Source organism: Chryseobacterium sp. RU37D, from assembly GCF_900156075.1.
GTDB lineage: Bacteria > Bacteroidota > Bacteroidia > Flavobacteriales > Weeksellaceae > Chryseobacterium.
Genome location: NZ_FTMM01000010.1, coordinates 1 through 17,433, shown reverse-complemented (window position 1 = coordinate 17,433; position 17,433 = coordinate 1). Strand labels below are relative to the sequence as shown.

Below are 17,433 nucleotides of genomic sequence, written 5' to 3'. Positions count from 1 at the left end.
TCTGAAGTTTTCTCAGTATTTTTACTGAACTTTAATTTAAACAAAAATGATTCAGTATTTAGATAATATACATCACAAAGATTCCAAAAACTTTTTTCTGATTGCCGGTCCGTGCATCATCGAAGGCGAAGATATGGCACTGAAAATTGCTGAAAAAGTAGTTGAGCTTACCAATAAATACAATATTCCGTATATTTTCAAAGGAAGCTTTAAAAAAGCAAACAGAAGCAGGGTGGATTCTTTTACTACAATCGGTGAGGAAAAATCTCTGGAAATCCTTAAAAAAGTTGGCGAAACATTCAACATTCCAACAACAACAGATATTCATGAGAATGAACACGCTGCTTTGGCTGCACAATATGTTGATGTTCTGCAGATTCCGGCATTTTTGGTACGCCAGACCGACCTTTTGGTAGCTGCAGCGAAAACCGGAAAATGTGTTACTTTGAAAAAAGGCCAGTTTTTATCCCCGGAATCAATGAAATTTGCTGTTCAGAAAATTACGGACTCTTATAATCAAAAAGTTGCCATCATTGAAAGAGGAAATTCTTTTGGGTATACAGATTTAATTGTTGATTACAGAGGAATCCCAACAATGAGACAATATGCGCCTGTTATTCTGGATGTTACGCATTCTTTACAGCAGCCGAATCAAAGTTCGGGTGTGACGGGAGGCCGGCCGGATCTTATCGAAACTATTGCAAAAGCAGGAATAGCGGTAGGAGCCGACGGAATTTTTATCGAAACCCACCCGACTCCGGAAACTGCCTTATCAGACGGGGCTAATATGCTGAGACTAGATTTACTAGAAGATCTGCTACAAAAGTTAACGAGAGTAAGAGAAGCTATCTTATAATTTAGACTACTTAAACTTTCATCTTTTATTTGAAGCTTTTGACTTTCTTGGAATTGTTTTTTATTATTTTTTTAGAGCAATTTCCCGCTTTCCACTGTATCTTTTTGGTCACGGGCTCCGCTTCGCTTCGCCCGCAACCAAAAAGGATGCCGTTTCAATCGGGGCTAGGGTTGTAGAGGTAAATTCAATAGTGAGAATTAATACAGAGTTTGTTAAACTTTATTTTTAAGAAATGTTAAATAAAGTTTAAATAAGTTAAAATAAAATTTATATATTCACGTTTGAAATTTTAAAACATTTCTTTTGAAAAAACTAGTTTTACCACTAAGCCTTATGGTTCCCGTTTTAGTATTCTCTCAGGTAAAAAAGAAGAAGGATACTTTAAAAACCTCTGATATTGAGGAAGTAGTTTTCCAGAAAAAAATTACAGGAAGTACGAAAGATATTACCAATGTAAAAATTTCAGCGAAAGATGCCCAAAATGTGGCGAGTATTTCCGGAGGTATCGAAGGTATTATCAAAACCCTGCCTTCCGTAAACTCTAATACGGAACTTTCCTCACAATATATGGTGCGTGGTGGAAACTATGATGAAAACCTCATCTACATTAATGATATAGAGATTTACAGGCCTTTTCTCATTAGGAATTCACAGCAGGAAGGTTTAAGTATCATCAATCCGGATATGGTTTCTACAGTGAATTTCTCTGCAGGGGGTTTTGAGCCGAGATATGGTGATAAAATGTCTTCTGCATTAAATATTTATTACCGCGAGCCTGAAAAATTTGAGCTTTCAGGGGAAGGAAGTTTAATTGGAGGAAGGCTTACTGCTGGTTTTGCTGCAGGAAAAGATAAGGAAGACAATAAAAAGTTTACAGCTTTATTTTCAGGGCGATACAGAAATACCAATCTGGTTCTTAATACATTAAAAGAAGATACAGATTTTAATCCGAAATATATGGATTTTCAGACGTATCTGAATTATCATTTCAGTCCGAAATTCAATGTATCATTCATAGGATATTATTCTAAAAATGACTACGAAATGATTCCTAAAGAAAGGGAGGTAGATTTCGGAAGTCTTCTGCAGCCGTTAAAGCTTAACGTAGCTTACGCGGGGCGTGAAGATGATAAGTATAAAAATATGATGGGAACGGTTTCCATGAACTTTAAGCCGTCAGATAAATGGAGGTTTACATTGGATGCCTTTGCTTATCAGAACCGTGAAAGGGAATATTATTCTGTTGCTTCGGCTTATACGCTGCAGACTTTTGATCCTATTACCGGAGCCCCGGTTACTTCTTACGATTCGGGAGGGCAGATTGAGCATGCAAGAAATGATTTATTCGTAAAAACTTACGGAGCCCAGTTCAGAACACGTTTTTCACCGAATGTGAATACAGATATTGAACTAGGATTTAAATATGAAAAAGAAAATCTGAAAGATCTTACCAATGAATGGAAACTGGTAGATTCTGCTGGATACAGCCTTCCTCATGAGGAATTTATTGTAGACCCTAGAAATCCTGGTGATTTGCAACTCATGTATAATATTTCAGGAAAAAACCACATTCAGCCTACAAGATTTTCAGCTTATGCACAATATTCTCAGAAATTTTTCTGGGGAAGCAGCAAGGTTTTTGTAAATGCAGGAGCCAGGGTAGCACATTGGAGCTATAATAATGAAACAATTTTCTCCCCAAGAGCACAATTTGCCATCAAGCCGGATTGGGATACGGATATGTTGTTCAGGCTTTCGGGAGGGATTTATTACCAGGCCCCATTTTATAAAGAAATCAAAGATTTAGACGGAAATTTTAACAGCAATATAAAATCTCAAAGATCAATTCAGGCGATTTTGGCTAATGACTATGAATTTTTTATGTACGACAGGCCATTTAAGCTGACCACAGAGCTTTACTATAAAAAGATGGATAATCTGATTCCGTATTATATGGACAACGTGAGAATCCGTTATACGGGTAAGAACAATGCTTCAGGGTACGCCTATGGAATCGATACAAGATTATTCGGAGAATTTGTTCCAGGTGTTGATTCTTGGTTATCTGCAAGTTATGCTAGAGTGTATGAAAATATTGATGGAAGAGGAGATATCCCAAGGCCTACAGACCAAAGGTTCAGATTTGCCATGTTCTACCAGGATTATATGCCGGCTTTCCCTCAAATGCGTGTTAATCTGACACTCACCTATGCCATGGGATTACCCACAGGAGCGCCGGTACTTACGGATCCTTATGTATATCAAAAAACGCTGCCATCTTATAAAAGGGTTGATTTGGGACTTTCCTACGTTTTTATTGATCCTAAGGAAAAGAAAAGCGGCTACGGATTCTGGGGTAATTTTGATGAACTGACTTTAGGAGTTCAGGTTTTCAACGCATTCAATATCAGAAATACGGTTGCCAACCAATGGATTGCGGATGCCAATACGAATTTGATGTATCCGGTTCCGGTACGTCTTACAGGACGTTTCTTTAATGTAAAGCTTGAATTTAAAATTAAATAAAAGATTCAGGCAGCTGACTCTTTAGAATCTGCAAAATTTTTAAATAATAAAATAAAAACTTCTGAGACTTTCAGGAGTTTTTATTTTCAAAATTTTATAAAAACAATACAAAATTTTATAATACACATTCTACATTATATTTTTAACTTTGCTTTGTAATGAAAAAGATTCTTGCCATATTGTACTCTGTCTTCTACTTCGGGTTCTCTTCGGGTGCGGTTTTCAGCGTTCATTATTGCATGGAGGAATTTGCTTTGATCAGCCAGAAGGTTGATGCCATTTGCAGCAAATGCGGTGTTAAAAGCAAAAAAGACTGTTGTAAAATAGAAATCAAAGTTGTAAAAGTGGATGATTCCCAAAAATCGGATCTCCTTAAAATTAATTCTGTAAAACAGATTTCAGAAGTTCAAGAACATGAATTTTTCTTTACAGACAAATCTTTTTCGGCTACAAAATTTACTCAGATACAGATTAATGCGCCACCGGAATACCGATCGGTTCCGATCTTCGTCAGTCATTGTAATTTTAGAATTTAAAATCACCTGTCGTTTGGTATTTTTATCTTTACGGAACAGTATGTCTTGTCGCTTTATGCGATGTTTTTAAATAATTCTATATTAAAAAAATTAATTCTAAAATTTAAAACAATGAAAAAATATATCATTACAGCAGTATTATCTTTATTCTCAATACTTTCAATTTCCGCGCAATCTAAAAAAGATGCACAGGTTTCTAAGCTTTATCAAAATTATATTGCCATAAAATCGGCATTGGCTTCAGATGATGCAGACAAAACATCAAAAGCTGCCGAAGAATTTATCAAAACGGCCTCTGCTATTGATTATAAAGTGGTTTCGGAAGGAAATTTAAATATTCTAAAAAAAGATGCAACAGCAATTTCTGAAGCCAGAAATATTACTGTGCAGCGAGAAACTTTTTTTAACTTATCAGACAATATGATCGGGCTTACGAAAGAGTTTAAACTTTCAGAAAATCCAATTTATGTTCAGTATTGTCCAATGGCAGATGGAAGCTGGCTGAGCGATGAAAAGAAAATTGTAAATCCTTATTACGGAAGTTCTATGCTTTCATGTGGAAGTGTGAAATCTGAGATTAAATAACCAATCTATTTTATTTTAAAATAATAAGTTGTATATCTTAAGTTAGAATTAACTTTAATTATTTCATCAATGAATAAAAGTTTTAATTAAGCTACGCAACTTCAATTCAAAACTTCGGAATATTATGAAAAAAATGATAATGTTTCTGATACTTTTGTTCTCTGTTTTCAGCTTTTCACAAACGACAAAAATATTTTATACCTGTCCGATGGATCCTGAAGTTGTTTCTTCAAAACCCGGAGATTGTCCGAAATGTGGAATGACATTAAGAAAAAAAATTGTAGTCACAAAACCCACAGTAAAAACGGTGATACCAAAAGCAGAGGTAAAATCAACGGAAAATAAAGTTAAGGCTAAGGTTGAGAAAATGGTTGATTCTAAAGAGGTGAAGAAGACAAACAAAGCTAAGGTGGCTACTAAGATAGATAAAGTGAATGTTGCTAAACCTGTTTTGACTTCTAAAGATAAAGTTCAAGATAAAACCTTAGCGGAACCAAAGTCTCAAACTAAATCTCAAAAATACACTTGTCCGATGCATCCGGAAGTTATTTCCGATAAACCTGGAAAATGCCCGAAATGCAGAATGGATCTGGTTGAAACTGAACTTCAGTCTGAACCAGAATCTCAAAACTCTGTTTTAAAAAGGAATTCTGAAAATGGGAAATTAAGCTTTGGCGGAAAAACGGTTCGCTATGATTTATATGTAAAAGACACGATTGTAAATTTTACAGGTAAAAATAGTAGAGCAATTGCAATAAACGGAAAATTGCAGGCTCCTACTTTATATTTTACGGAAGGGGATACAGCGGAAATTTATCTTCACAATATGCTAAAAGAAAATACAGGCTTTCACTGGCATGGTGTGATCTTGCCTAATGAACATGATGGTGTTCCGTATCTTACAACAAAACCTGTAAAACCTGGAGAAATACATTTATATAAATTTAAAGTTTCTCAAAACGGAACATATTGGTATCATTCTCATGAAGCGCTCCAGGAGCAGATCGGGATGAATGGGATTTTGGTTTTTCAAAAAAGAGAAGGAGAGCCAAAAGTGAATTACACCAAAGAAATCCCAGTATTGTTAGGAGATTGGAGTGATGAAGATCCAATGCAGATTGCAAGAAGGCTTCACATGGCGAATACAGATTGGTATGCGATTAAAAAAAATGCAGTTCAAAGTTATTGGGAAGCTATAAAATCAGGGAATGTCGGGACAAAAGCACTCAATGAATGGAAAAGGATGGAAGCAATGGATGTGAGTGATGTTTATTATGATAAATTTCTCATCAATGGGCTTCCAAGTTCAGATTATTCTCAATTAAAAGCTGGTCATAAGGTCAGATTAAGAATTGCAAACGGCGGTTCGTCGACTTATTTTTGGTTGAATTTTGGAGGCGGGAAATTTAAAGTTGTTGCCAATGATGGTAACGATGTCGTTCCTGTGGAAGTAGACCGTTTGATAGTCGGTGTTTCCGAAACATATGATATTGAAGTGACAGTCCCGGAAAATAAAAATTTTGAGTTTAGGGCAACTTCGGAAGACAGAATTGGTCATGCATCGCTTTGGTTGGGTTCAGGAGAAAAAGTTGAAGCTCCGGATTTACCGAGATTAATGCTTTTTGAAGGAATGAAAATGATGAATGGCATGATGGAAATGAGTGGAAATATGAAGCCGATGAACATGACGATGGGTAATCAGATGATGGATGTGAACGAGGTGATGTACCCGGAACTTCCTGAAAGCCAAAGGAAAATGACAATGAAGCACATAAATGAAATGATGGGAATTAAAGCTAAAGAAGAAAATATGGATTCAAAAGCTTCGTCAACCGATCATTCTAATCATTCCGGTATGGATATGAAGCAGGAAAAATCCATTAAAAGGTTGTCTTATAATATTTTAAAATCTCCTGAAAAAACAATTCTTCCATCTGAAAATGTAAGAGAATTAAAATTTACGCTGGAAGGAAATATGAACCATTATTTATGGACATTAGACAACAAAACTGTTACAGAAACAGACAAAATTTTAGTAAAAAAAGGCGAGATTCTGAGAATTACCATGTATAATAATTCTATGATGCGCCATCCGATGCACCTTCACGGGCATGATTTCAGGTTGATTAATTCTAAAGGAGAGTATTCGCCGCTAAAAAATGTTGTCGATATTATGCCGATGGAAACCAATACAATTGAATTTGCAGCCAACCAGGATGGGGATTGGTTTTTCCACTGCCATATTCTGTATCACATGATGGTGGGAATGGGAAGGATTTTCAGTTATGAAAATTCTAAACCGAATCCACAGCTTCCTAATAGAAAATTAGCATGGAAAAACTTTTTGAAAGATAATAGAATGATCAGTTCGATGGTAATGCTGGATATCAACAGTAATAGAATTCATGCGGAAACAATGACGATGTTCGGGCCTAGATGGGGTAACTTGAATGAATTTCATACAAACTGGGATTTTAATCATTTTGAAGGAAATTTTAAAATAGGAAGATTTTTAGGAAAATTCCAATGGGCGATTCCTTATGCGGGGTTTAGAATTCAAAAAAACCATGAAATTATGGAACTGCAGATGATGGAAGATATGGGAATGGATTTTCATGGGAAGAAAACCTGGTTCGGTCAGCAGACAGCTTCCAAAAATAAAGCAAATTTTATTGTCGGAATGCAATATCTTTTACCGATGCTGATTACAGCTGATGCAAGTGTAGATCAAAACGGGAAAGTTTTACTGGAACTGAGCCGAGAAAATATTCCGCTTTCCAGAAGATTGAGAGGAAGTTTTACAGTAAATTCCGATGGAGAATTCAGTACAGGATTGCGGTATATTTTACAGAAATGGTTATCTGTTTCCGGAAATTATGACAATGAATTGGGGTGGGGTGCCGGAATTACTTTAACATATTAAAAACAAAGGAACTCAAAATAGAGTTCCTTTTTAGCAAAATTAATTATTTGAGTTTGATTATAGTCACGCTTGAGAGACTGTTGGCATCGAAATTTATTGTTCCATTGTAGTTTGATCCGTCCTTCCATCTTTTTGACTGAAGGGTAAGAATTTGTCCTGCATTGGCATAGATATAAGAATTGGAGCCAAAAGCAAATCGTCCGTTGATATTGATCCTACCAGGATTATATTGTGGCGGAAGAGTAGCAATATTAGACGATGCCAATGCTCCATCAAGATTAAAATAAATATAATCGTAGACTTCACTATCCTCAGATGCGGGATTTTGTTTTAAAGCAAGATTCACCGAGATCAGATACAATCCGCTTTGTTTGACCTTCAGCTGATAGTTATCGATTTTTTCGAATATAGTCGGATCATCATTGAAAACCAATGTGTTAAATATATCAATACCGGAAGATATTGTTGTATTTGCAGAATTAAAATTAGTGGTGCTTGCCGAAGAGTTTGTAAATTTTACTGCTTTGGCTTTTGGTTCTCCCAGGCTTGATGGATAGATCCATTCTCCATTGTTCCATTGATAAATCCCGGGAAAAATCGCTGTTTCATCTGTTCCGTTGCTTACCGTATTGAATACCAAAGTTCCGTTGGGAATATTACCGGATAATGGAGCCTTATTGTTGGTTGCAAGTAAGCTCACATTTGGGATTAAAACCCCTTTATTACTGCTTGTAACATCCAGAACAGCAGAAGAAACAGGATTTGAGATACCTATTCCGACTTGTGCTGAAATAGCTATAATAGGGAAGATAAAAAGGAGTATTTTATAAATTTTTTTCATGTTTTGTTTTTAGAATTTTACCTGATTCTCAAAATTGCAAAGCTGGAATCGCCGCTTGCATGGAACTGCACCGCAGAATCACCATAACCTGAAGAATAAACACCGTCGGTTTTTTTTATTCGTATACTGATTACATCATTAGCATTCAACTGAAGGTATTCTGTAAAGGAATGGGAGAAAAGACCACGATCACTATTTACTGAAACGGTTTCTTCAGGCGAAAATACCTGTTCTGTTCCTACGGGGTTTCCATTAACAAAAATCCTTGCTGCCATTGAGACCATAGAACTGTTTGATCCGCTGAGCCTGTCAAAAGAAAGAATTGAAGAAATGGAGTATAGGCCTTTCTTTTTCACGGTTAAAGTATGCGCCGTTGTATTTCCCGAATAAATATGACTATTTTCGTTATATATCAGGTTCCCGAAAAGCTTTACATTTTGCCAGCTCGTTGTGTTGTAATTAGTTGACGTTTCAGAATTGGTATATTTTGCGGTTGCAGTATCAAGATTGGTGCTAAAATTAGTCCATTGCTTATCTTCCGCACTCCACCAATAGGCTCCCGGGGTGATTAAATTTGGGAAACTTCCTGTGGTTGAAGTATTAAAAACAATTGTTCCTGTAGGAATTGTATTAGGCAACGGAGCAGTAGAAGTTCTCGAAGTAAGTGCAATTCTGGGAGGAAGGAAACCTTTATTATTGGTACCCATCTGCATCATAACCCCATCAGGAATTGTATTTGTCGCAATGCCTATCTGTGAATAAAATTTTACAAATATACAGGCAAAAAGAAAGAAGAGAATATTTTTTTTCTCATTTATCTGATTTTTTCGATTGAAATAGTTGAGCTGTTTGCATTTCTGAAATAAACATCTGTTGCCGGATCTATTTCGTAAGCCCTCACGCGAAGCGTATAGCCTGCCACATTGATCGGAACATATACCACGTATGCTCTGCTGTTGGGCTGTGAACTGATTGCTCTCCCCGGAATATAGATATTGTCCGTAACAATATTTTCCTGATTGTTGACTAAAATTTCTATCCCAAAATTGTCTTTGCTTCCATTAGAAAAAAGATCAAGATTCAGCATTACTTTATAGTAGCCGGTTTCATTGATCTTTAAAGTAGAATTATCAACTTTTTGGTATAATGCAGGATTGTTGTTGAATCTTACATTAGCAAAAAGATCAGTAAACACACCGCTTCCGGAATTGATGTTGTTGGTAGTATTTTGATTGGAAAATAAAGCTGTTTCGCTTGCGTTTTTCTGCTGAAGCTTTACCCACGCTGGAATAGCGTTGTTCCAATAATATAATCCGGGGCTTACCGCTGTGCTGCCTGTGCCCGAAGTGGCGGTATTGTAGACCATGAGGCCAGTGGTAGCTGTTCCGATAATGGGCGAAAAGATTGCCGTTGAAGTTAGGTTTACATTCGGAAGGGAAACGCCTTTATTACTACTTTCTATTTGAAGCATTACTCCGGGTTGTATTATGGATGTTCCTATTCCTACCTGTGCAAGTATATTTGAAAAAATACACACTAAAAATGGAAAAAATAAATAAAATTTTCTCATAATTTATGTTATCAGGGTATTGTGAATTTTTTGTCAAAAATAGGATATATTTTTAATTAAACAAATATTTTTATGTTATTACATAAATTGTTTATTTTCAGTAATTTGTGAATTAAATATGTTTAATTATTAAATAACTGTAAGATAATTTTATTAGCTAATATTTTTTGTATTAAATAATTATTTTAGCGAATTATTTTTTTATAAAAAATTATAATATTCTTGTTTGAAATTCACCCAATAATGTAATGAGAAATTGTTTCATAAGAATTTAAATGGTAAATTAATTTAAAGATATTAACAAACAGTATCAAATAAAAAGCGGACCCTGAAAATCAAGCTCCGCCTATTAAGTTGTTTCGTTCAAAATTATTTCCCCAAATAAGATTTTAAAATCTTACTTCTGGTATTGTGTTTCAATCTCTTGATCGCTTTTTCTTTGATCTGACGAACCCTTTCTCTTGTAAGATCAAAAGTTTCACCAATTTCTTCCAAAGTCATTGGATGTTTTCCGTTCAGACCGAAATATAGTCTTACCAAATCAGCCTCTCTCGGAGTTAAGGTATTCAATGCTCTTTCAATCTCGATCTGAAGAGACTCAAGCATCAGATCCTTATCCGGGCTTGGAGATTCTCCTGAACGCAATACATCGTAAAGATTAGAATCTTCACCTTCCACTAAAGGTGCATCCATAGACAAGTGTCTACCGGAATTTTTCATAGATTCCTTAATATCTTCCTCGCTCATGTCAAGAACTTCAGCCAATTCTTCCGGAGAAGGTGGTCTTTCGTTTTCCTGCTCAAGGTGAGCGTATGCTTTGTTAATTTTGTTGATTGAACCAATTTTATTTAATGGCAATCTTACAATTCTTGATTGTTCTGCCAATGCCTGTAAAATGGACTGACGAATCCACCAAACTGCGTAAGAGATAAATTTGAAACCTCTGGTTTCATCATATCTTTTTGCAGCTTTCATAAGTCCTAGGTTACCTTCGTTGATCAAATCCGGTAAAGAAAGACCTTGGTTTTGGTATTGTTTAGATACAGAAACTACGAAACGAAGGTTGGCTTTTATTAATTTTTCCAATGCAGCTCTGTCACCGGCACGGATTCTTTGCGCCAATTCTACTTCTTCGTCTGCAGTAATAAGCTCTACCTTACCAATTTCCTGCAAATACTTGTCTAATGAAGCAGTTTCCCTGTTGGTAACCTGCTTAGTAATTTTTAACTGTCTCATCTATTTTATCCTCAAAAAAGAGTTTCTATAATAATATACGTTTGAAAAGATAAAAAGGTTACACATGTTTCAATATTTTTTTATTTTATTTAAATTAAACTGAAAAAATAGTTGTAAGTTATAATTCTCAAATCACAGAATCGCGATTCTTTAGGTTATACATAAAAGATTTTATTCTTTTAAATTTTATTTGAAGCTCATCCCGCTTTCACTACTCGCTTTTTCATGTTTCGGCGGCGGCTTTGCCGCCGCCGAAACATGAAAAAGCCTTATACAGGCTTCTCAATAGGGGCTAGAGTTGTGGTCATTTATTAGAAAATTAAGGGAATGTTCACAAAGTTTGTCATGTTGAAAGCATTTGGATTCGAACCCTTTCAAATATTGTTTAGATGCTTTCAGCATAACATACTTTGTAATAAATCATTAAATTCAACTAACCTTTAAAAGCAAAAAAGCGAAACCAAGTTTCGCTTATATAATTAAGTTAAATTAAAAACTAAAAACCACCAACTAACAGCCATTAAAACAAATCATTCAACCATTTCGCTAGTCTCAAACCTCCGTAAAGAAGCTGTCTTTCCATTGTTTCATTAAACTTGTATTGATAATCGTAAGATAATTTTGAGCCATCTGGCGTTTGTGTGTAGATTCTATTTGCGATTTTATGAGAATCATACAGCCAGTCTTCTAAAGTTCCGGTCTGGATTTGTTTTATTTCATCATTGGATTTAATATCAAGAAGTTTTGCATATTCTGTGTAACTATATTTTTGAGAATCAACCAATTTCCCATCCCAAACGGAATGTAGATTCGTTTTATCTCCAAAATAAGTAACATTAATCTTATTTCCTCCAAGATCTTCAGCTCTTCCTACGTGTAATGGCTGTGCAAGATCACCCATAATGTGGATTAAGAAGATAAATGCAATTTTTCTGTCTTTTTCAGAAGTTTTCTCATTTTTGATCTGGTTGGATAATATTTTAATCTGAGTATATAAGCTTGCTCCCGCCTGTGCTTTCAGTTTTTGTTCAAATACTTTGAAATCTGTTTGTGGATTAATATTTACATAATGCCATGATGAAGCCTCTTTCCATACTCCTGTAGTATCAGATTTTATAAAGTCCGGCCAGTTTGCCCAGTATGCAAGACGTTCTTTGCCCGTAATTTTTTTGATTTTCCTTCTCGCTTTTCCGGAAAGATGATTTTCTGCAATTTCTGCGATAATTCTGTGTCCCGTCAATCCCCACGCATAAGAATAAAGTGAAGATGCCACGAATACTAAAATCAGAATTTTAGAATAAATACTTTTCATTATAAATACCATTTTCAGGCTGCAAAGATACGGTTAATTTAAGGTCAGAATTAAAACGAAGGCAATGATTTATAAAATTAACTAAATATTAAAATTGATGTAAATATGTTTTTTATAAAATTGATTTTATAAAAAAATATTACTGGAATTTTCCGATTTTCGCTGCATTAATTCAATATAGTCTGAGAAAATTGAAAAAGTCTCTGATATTTTTGAAAATTAGCTTGAAATAGTCTTGGATTCTGAGGTTCTAAGAGTTATGATTTATTTCTTTACCAGGATTTTATCAGTTGCTTTTCTACTCAAAATTTCATGCTTTCCATCAATCTCTACAGTCATTGACTTGTCAAAATTTTCAATCTTTGAAATTTTAATTTTTTTATTTAAAAGTAGATTCCTTTCTGTTAAATAATTAAGGAAAGCATCATCAGAAAGCGTAACAGAAGCAAAAATTACGGTATCGCCAAGAGTACAGTTGCTCAGTTTTTGAAGATCCTGAGCGATAATATTTCCGTCTTTATCGGGAATTGGCTCTCCATGAGGATCAAATTTTGGGTGATCCAGTATTTCATCCATTTTATCAAAAAAAATTGTGGAGTGCACATGCTCAAGCTGCTCTGCAATTTCATGAACATTTTCCCATCCAAAATTCATTTTTTTTACCAAAAACATTTCGGTAAGCCTGTGCTTTCTTACCACCAAAGCAGCTTCACGGCGGCCTTTTTCTGTAACTATCAATGGTTTGTAAGTTTCGTAGATTACCCAGCCTTTATCCGCAAACTTTTTCATCATATTATTCACACTCGGCATTTTTACGGTTAAAAATTTGCTGAGCTCATTGATTGTCACCTTACTTTCATTATCAACCAGGTGAAATAAAGCCTTCAGGTAATTTTCTTCTGTAAGTGTTGTTTTCAAAATGTTAGATGGTTTTCATTACAAATCTAACAAAATTTTATTAATTAATTCTATTTTTCAGATGAAGTTTTTTAATTTTGCTTTATGAAATTTTCATTCAAAAACGATTATTCCGAAGGTTGTCATCCTGATATTTTACAATCACTTTTGAAGCATAATCTTGATCAGCAGGCAGGTTATGGTGAAGATGAATATTCTTTGAAAGCAAAAGAATTAATAAAAATAAAAATGAAAAGTCCGAAGTCTGAAATTTATTTTGTTTCGGGTGGTACACAGGTTAATTTAATTGTAATTTCTTCTGTTTTAAGGCCATATCAATGTGCTATTTCGGCTTCTACAGGCCATATCCTTAATAACGAAACTGGGGCCATTGAGGCAACAGGGCATAAAATTATAAGCATTGAAAAAGAAGATGGGAAACTCATGCCGTCCGACATCATTCCTGTGTTGGAAAATCATCGAAATATACCTCACCAGGTAATGCCGAAAATGGTCTATATATCCAATTCTACTGAGCTTGGCACGGTTTATACAGCAAAAGAATTAGAAATGCTTTCGAATTTTTGTAAAGAAAATAAACTCTACTTATTCATGGATGGAGCAAGAATGGGACATGGCCTGACCTCTGAAATCAGTGATTTAACGTTAGAAAAAGTAGCAGAACTGACGGATATTTTTTACCTCGGCGGAACAAAAAACGGAGCTTTGATCGGTGAGGCAATTGTCGTTAATAATCAGGAACTTCAGACGGATTTTGCTTTTAATATCAAACAAAAAGGTGCGTTGCTGGCGAAAGGGAGATTACTGGGAATCCAATTTTTGGAGCTCATGAAAAATGATCTGTATTTCGATCTTGCCAGACATGCCAATCGGCAGGCCATGAAAATCAAAAAAGCGATGGAGGAAAGGGGAGTGCAGTTTCTGTCTGATACGTATACTAACCAGATTTTTCCGATTTTGCACAACAGTTTAATTGAAAAGCTATCTGTAAAGTTTGAATTTTATATTTGGAAGAAAATTAACGAAAATTTTTCCACAATTCGTCTCATCACTTCATGGAATACAGGAGATGAGCCTGTGAATGAATTTATTGAAATTATTAAGAAAGAGTTATAAGAAAATGGTGGCCATAAAGACCACCATTTTTATTTAAATTATTTATTTCAAAGCTTTTGCAACTATATTACAATCTGCTGTTTTAAGATTTCTTCCGCCCTGATATTTGATCTTGGCCTCGTTGGCGTATTTTGTTCCGGTTGCGGCATCTCTTTCTCCAATGCCTTCTATCAGGCCTTCTTTTGTCTGAAGAAAATAGATGTCATTTTTATTTCCGGTAGTGCCCTCAGCTACAAAATCATAAGTAAGCTTTAGAGTGTCTCCGGATTTTATGCCGGTCAAATCTCCTTTATTACTATCTTTTTCATTATTTTTTATCGCCATTTTCCCAGTAATGGTTCCAAGATTATCATCAATAGTTATGTATATCGTATCTTTTCTCATTACTCCTATGTAGCAAAAAGATTTTGCACCTAAAGTATCGGCTACCGAACTGGTAGCTGCCTTGTCAGACGTGGATACAGGGGTAGGAACTTCTGTTTTCTTATTGCAATTCTGTAAGAAAATTGATAATGAAGCTAATAAGATTATTTTTTTCATATTCTTGTTTATTATTTAAGTTAAATTTCAATAATGCTAAATTAATAATAGTATTTATATATGAAAGAAAATTATTTTAAATAAAAAATATATTATTCAGGTTAAAATAATTATATTTTTATATTAAATCTGTTTAAACTTTTTATTTTCAATGACCAAACTCTGTAGATCTTTCTTCTTGCTTAATATAAATTTATCCAAATATTTTACCTTATAAACAAAATTTGATTTAGGCACGAAAACTGATAGAATAGAGTAAAAAGCTTCAAAATGAAAAAAATTCAAAAAAATATTTGCGTTGCATTTTTGATTTTAGGGCTAAGTTTTTCAGCGGCGCAAGCTCCACAAAATTACATCTATACTTCTTCGGAAAATTTAGAAGATATTGAAAATTTAATCACTCGAAAAGATATCGGAGGTGTACAGATTATTTATAATTGGAGATCGTTAGAAAAAGCAAGAAATGTTTATGATTTTTCAAAAATTGAAAAAGATTTGAAATATTTAACCAAGTTCAATAGAAAATTATTCATACAGCTTCAGGATCGTTTTTTTGAACCGGAAGCCAGATTTGTTCCGGATTATATCTTAAATGAAAAAGAATTTAAGGGTGGTTTGGTTGCTCAATATGATAATCCCGGTGAAAATAAACCCATAGGAAATGGTTGGGTCACACAGCAATGGAATCCCGTGGTTCAGCAAAGATTTCAAAAATTGATAGGAGAGTTGGCAAAGAAGTTTGATGGGAAAATTCAAGGAATCAATTTACCGGAAACGGCAATCGATATTGATTTGAAGCGGGATAAGACAGGTTTCAGCTGTGATAAATATTTTCAGGCTGAACTGAATAATTTAAAACTTGCAAGAAATGCTTTCAAAAAATCTTATGTTTTACAATATGTGAATTTTTTTCCGTGTGAATGGGAAAATGACCATAAATATATGTCAAGACTGTTTGATTTTGCGAATAAAAATAATATAGGATTGGGCGGACCGGATATTGTTCCGAATAAAAATGCACACATGAAAAACTCATATCCTTTTTTTCATCAATATAAAGGAAAGCTTTCATTGGTGGCGATGGCCGTGCAAGAGCCAACGTTGACTTACAAAAATCCCAAGACGAAAAAACCGTTTACAAAAGAGGAGTTTGTGGAGTATGCAGAAAATTATCTTGGAGTTAACATAATATTCTGGAGTGTAGAATCTCCTTGGTTGAAGAATTTAAAATAAAAGAGTCATAAGAAAAAACTTATAACTCATCATTTATAACTCAAAATTTTTTTAAATTTTCAAGCAGCCGCGAAAACCTCTTGCTGCATAGTAAGAATCTGCACCATTGTGATAGGTAAATACTGTATTGTAACGGCGATCACAAAAAATTGCACCTCCCAAACTCCTGATATTTTCAGGTGTTTTTATCCAACTCGAAGTTTTTAAATCAAATTTTCCAAGCTCTTGAAGTTTGTGATACTGCTCCTGAGACAAAAGTTCGATGCCCATTTCAGAGGCTATATCAATAACATTGCTTTCGGGTTTGTTGGCTTTTCGAGATTCCCAGGCTTGATGATCGTAGCAAAGACTTCTTCGTTTTGGACTTTCGGGAGAGCAGTCGAAAAAGTGATATTCGTCATTTTTTTTGTCATAATCTACCACGTCGGGCTCGCCTTCGGTTTGTTCCATTTCGTTTAAAGACCAGAGTTTTTCAGGATATTTCTCCAGCTTTGCTTGGATTTTTTCCCAGTTTAATCCTTTATGACGGTTCATATTTTTTTCAAAACGGTTTTTTAAAACATTTAAAAGCTCTTTGTTTTGTTCTGCGGTAAGTTTCTTTTTGCTCATATTAAGCATTGTTTTCAGCTCCATATTTTTATTTTTTTGATTGATAATTTATCATAATATTTTCTAGCTTATTGAATCTGTCATCCCACATTTTTCGAAAATGTTCTATAAAATCAGCAATTTCTTTCATTTTATTTGGATTAAGATGGTAGATAATTTTACGGCCGTTTTTGTTCTATTATATAGATATTTGACTATAAATATATATGAAGCTATTTAATTAGACAATTTTTATAATAATTTTTTAGTAAAATAAAACTCCTATAATTAATATTATGTTAAATTGTGTTATTTTCAATTTTCAAAACTCTTTGAATTTAACTGAACTGGAATTAATTTACGCAGGATTTTTTGTTAACCTGCATTTGATCAAATTTTAATATAAAAGTAAACATTAAACAGGCTCTGGTTCATTTTATTCTGTAATCTTGATAATTTTTAAAGTCAATTTTTTTATAAATTTATATACTATGAAGTTGTTTAAACTTTTAATTTTTTGATTAATCTTAAAGAAAATGCTAAAAAATGCAGATTCTCCCAAGTAATATCCAACGTTTCAAATCTTATCAGCAAAGCCTTAAAGCCGTCTAACCAAGCATTTGCCTGCTCTATTTTAAATCTGTTTTCGTACA

At 34.3% G+C, this 17,433-nt stretch carries 15 protein-coding genes and 1 pseudogene; 7 read left to right on the top strand and 9 right to left on the bottom strand.

Going from position 1 to position 17,433, the window contains the following annotated elements:
- The first annotated feature begins 46 nt into the window (after positions 1-46).
- The 5 genes from kdsA to BW926_RS06550 all read left to right on the top strand — a co-directional run bounded on the left by kdsA (position 47) and on the right by BW926_RS06550 (position 7,426).
- Positions 47-856 (top strand): 3-deoxy-8-phosphooctulonate synthase, encoded by an 810-nt coding sequence (gene kdsA / locus BW926_RS06570; RefSeq protein ID WP_076445369.1) that lies wholly within the window; start codon positions 47-49, stop codon positions 854-856.
- A gap of 303 nt (positions 857-1,159) precedes the next feature.
- Positions 1,160-3,382, top strand: coding sequence for a TonB-dependent receptor plug domain-containing protein (locus BW926_RS06565; protein WP_076445366.1), 2,223 nt, complete (start codon positions 1,160-1,162; stop codon positions 3,380-3,382).
- Between the two features lie 158 nt (positions 3,383-3,540).
- Positions 3,541-3,918 (top strand): HYC_CC_PP family protein, encoded by a 378-nt coding sequence (locus BW926_RS06560; RefSeq protein ID WP_228403412.1) that lies wholly within the window; start codon positions 3,541-3,543, stop codon positions 3,916-3,918.
- 111 nt (positions 3,919-4,029) lie between these two features.
- Positions 4,030-4,503, top strand: coding sequence for a DUF3347 domain-containing protein (locus BW926_RS06555; RefSeq protein ID WP_076445567.1), 474 nt, complete (start codon positions 4,030-4,032; stop codon positions 4,501-4,503).
- Between the two features lie 139 nt (positions 4,504-4,642).
- Entirely contained in the window at positions 4,643-7,426 is a 2,784-nt protein-coding gene (locus BW926_RS06550) for a multicopper oxidase domain-containing protein (RefSeq protein ID WP_076445363.1), read from the top strand.
- A 43-nt stretch (positions 7,427-7,469) separates the two neighbouring features.
- On the opposite strand, the gene BW926_RS06545 is transcribed toward BW926_RS06550, so the two are convergent.
- The 6 genes from BW926_RS06545 to BW926_RS06520 all read right to left on the bottom strand — a co-directional run bounded on the left by BW926_RS06545 (position 7,470) and on the right by BW926_RS06520 (position 13,303).
- The gene (locus tag BW926_RS06545; protein WP_076445360.1) at positions 7,470-8,267 is read right to left on the bottom strand and encodes a hypothetical protein; all 798 of its coding nucleotides are present in this window, start codon (positions 8,265-8,267) and stop codon (positions 7,470-7,472) included.
- Between the two features lie 17 nt (positions 8,268-8,284).
- On the bottom strand, positions 8,285-8,983 hold the full coding sequence (locus BW926_RS06540) for a hypothetical protein (RefSeq protein WP_143756511.1): 699 nt from the start codon (positions 8,981-8,983) through the stop codon (positions 8,285-8,287).
- A 98-nt stretch (positions 8,984-9,081) separates the two neighbouring features.
- Positions 9,082-9,837, bottom strand: coding sequence for a hypothetical protein (locus tag BW926_RS06535; protein WP_076445354.1), 756 nt, complete (start codon positions 9,835-9,837; stop codon positions 9,082-9,084).
- A 369-nt stretch (positions 9,838-10,206) separates the two neighbouring features.
- Positions 10,207-11,073: a sigma-70 family RNA polymerase sigma factor gene (locus tag BW926_RS06530; RefSeq protein WP_002979276.1), complete on the bottom strand. Its 867-nt coding sequence runs from the start codon at positions 11,071-11,073 to the stop codon at positions 10,207-10,209.
- Positions 11,074-11,593: 520 nt separating this feature from the next.
- Positions 11,594-12,385, bottom strand: coding sequence for a S1/P1 nuclease (locus tag BW926_RS06525; protein ID WP_076445351.1), 792 nt, complete (start codon positions 12,383-12,385; stop codon positions 11,594-11,596).
- Between the two features lie 264 nt (positions 12,386-12,649).
- Positions 12,650-13,303, bottom strand: coding sequence for a metal-dependent transcriptional regulator (locus tag BW926_RS06520; RefSeq protein WP_076445348.1), 654 nt, complete (start codon positions 13,301-13,303; stop codon positions 12,650-12,652).
- 84 nt (positions 13,304-13,387) lie between these two features.
- Between BW926_RS06520 and BW926_RS06515 the strand changes: the two genes are divergently transcribed.
- Positions 13,388-14,419 (top strand): threonine aldolase family protein, encoded by a 1,032-nt coding sequence (locus BW926_RS06515; RefSeq protein WP_076445346.1) that lies wholly within the window; start codon positions 13,388-13,390, stop codon positions 14,417-14,419.
- 42 nt (positions 14,420-14,461) lie between these two features.
- On the opposite strand, the gene BW926_RS06510 is transcribed toward BW926_RS06515, so the two are convergent.
- Positions 14,462-14,959, bottom strand: a complete 498-nt coding sequence (locus tag BW926_RS06510) for a hypothetical protein (RefSeq protein WP_076445344.1) — start codon at positions 14,957-14,959, stop codon at positions 14,462-14,464.
- Between the two features lie 270 nt (positions 14,960-15,229).
- On the opposite strand from BW926_RS06510, the gene BW926_RS06505 reads away from it, so the two are divergent.
- On the top strand, positions 15,230-16,192 hold the full coding sequence (locus BW926_RS06505) for a hypothetical protein (protein WP_076445342.1): 963 nt from the start codon (positions 15,230-15,232) through the stop codon (positions 16,190-16,192).
- Between the two features lie 51 nt (positions 16,193-16,243).
- Here the strand turns inward: BW926_RS06505 and BW926_RS06500 are convergent, their stop codons facing one another.
- Together BW926_RS06500 and BW926_RS14535 are read right to left on the bottom strand one after the other, a co-directional pair.
- Positions 16,244-16,825, bottom strand: coding sequence for a DUF4256 domain-containing protein (locus BW926_RS06500; RefSeq protein WP_228403411.1), 582 nt, complete (start codon positions 16,823-16,825; stop codon positions 16,244-16,246).
- 4 nt (positions 16,826-16,829) lie between these two features.
- A pseudogene (locus BW926_RS14535) lies at positions 16,830-16,973 on the bottom strand (transcriptional regulator); the annotation flags it as partial.
- Positions 16,974-17,433: the final 460 nt, after the last annotated feature.

Bases quoted from the DNA above. Each gene is read 5' to 3' on its own strand.
- BW926_RS06555 (WP_076445567.1), top strand. From the start codon at position 4,030: ATGAAAAAATATATCATTACAGCAGTATTATCTTTATTCTCAATACTT.
- BW926_RS06560 (WP_228403412.1), top strand. From the start codon at position 3,541: ATGAAAAAGATTCTTGCCATATTGTACTCTGTCTTCTACTTCGGGTTC.
- kdsA (WP_076445369.1), top strand. From the start codon at position 47: ATGATTCAGTATTTAGATAATATACATCACAAAGATTCCAAAAACTTT.
- BW926_RS06530 (WP_002979276.1), bottom strand. From the start codon at position 11,073: ATGAGACAGTTAAAAATTACTAAGCAGGTTACCAACAGGGAAACTGCT.
- BW926_RS06525 (WP_076445351.1), bottom strand. From the start codon at position 12,385: ATGAAAAGTATTTATTCTAAAATTCTGATTTTAGTATTCGTGGCATCT.
- BW926_RS06505 (WP_076445342.1), top strand. From the start codon at position 15,230: ATGAAAAAAATTCAAAAAAATATTTGCGTTGCATTTTTGATTTTAGGG.
- BW926_RS06550 (WP_076445363.1), top strand. From the start codon at position 4,643: ATGTTTCTGATACTTTTGTTCTCTGTTTTCAGCTTTTCACAAACGACA.
- BW926_RS06510 (WP_076445344.1), bottom strand. From the start codon at position 14,959: ATGAAAAAAATAATCTTATTAGCTTCATTATCAATTTTCTTACAGAAT.
- BW926_RS06500 (WP_228403411.1), bottom strand. From the start codon at position 16,825: ATGGAGCTGAAAACAATGCTTAATATGAGCAAAAAGAAACTTACCGCA.
- BW926_RS06535 (WP_076445354.1), bottom strand. From the start codon at position 9,837: ATGAGAAAATTTTATTTATTTTTTCCATTTTTAGTGTGTATTTTTTCA.
- BW926_RS06515 (WP_076445346.1), top strand. From the start codon at position 13,388: ATGAAATTTTCATTCAAAAACGATTATTCCGAAGGTTGTCATCCTGAT.
- BW926_RS06545 (WP_076445360.1), bottom strand. From the start codon at position 8,267: ATGAAAAAAATTTATAAAATACTCCTTTTTATCTTCCCTATTATAGCT.
- BW926_RS06540 (WP_143756511.1), bottom strand. From the start codon at position 8,983: ATGATGCAGATGGGTACCAATAATAAAGGTTTCCTTCCTCCCAGAATT.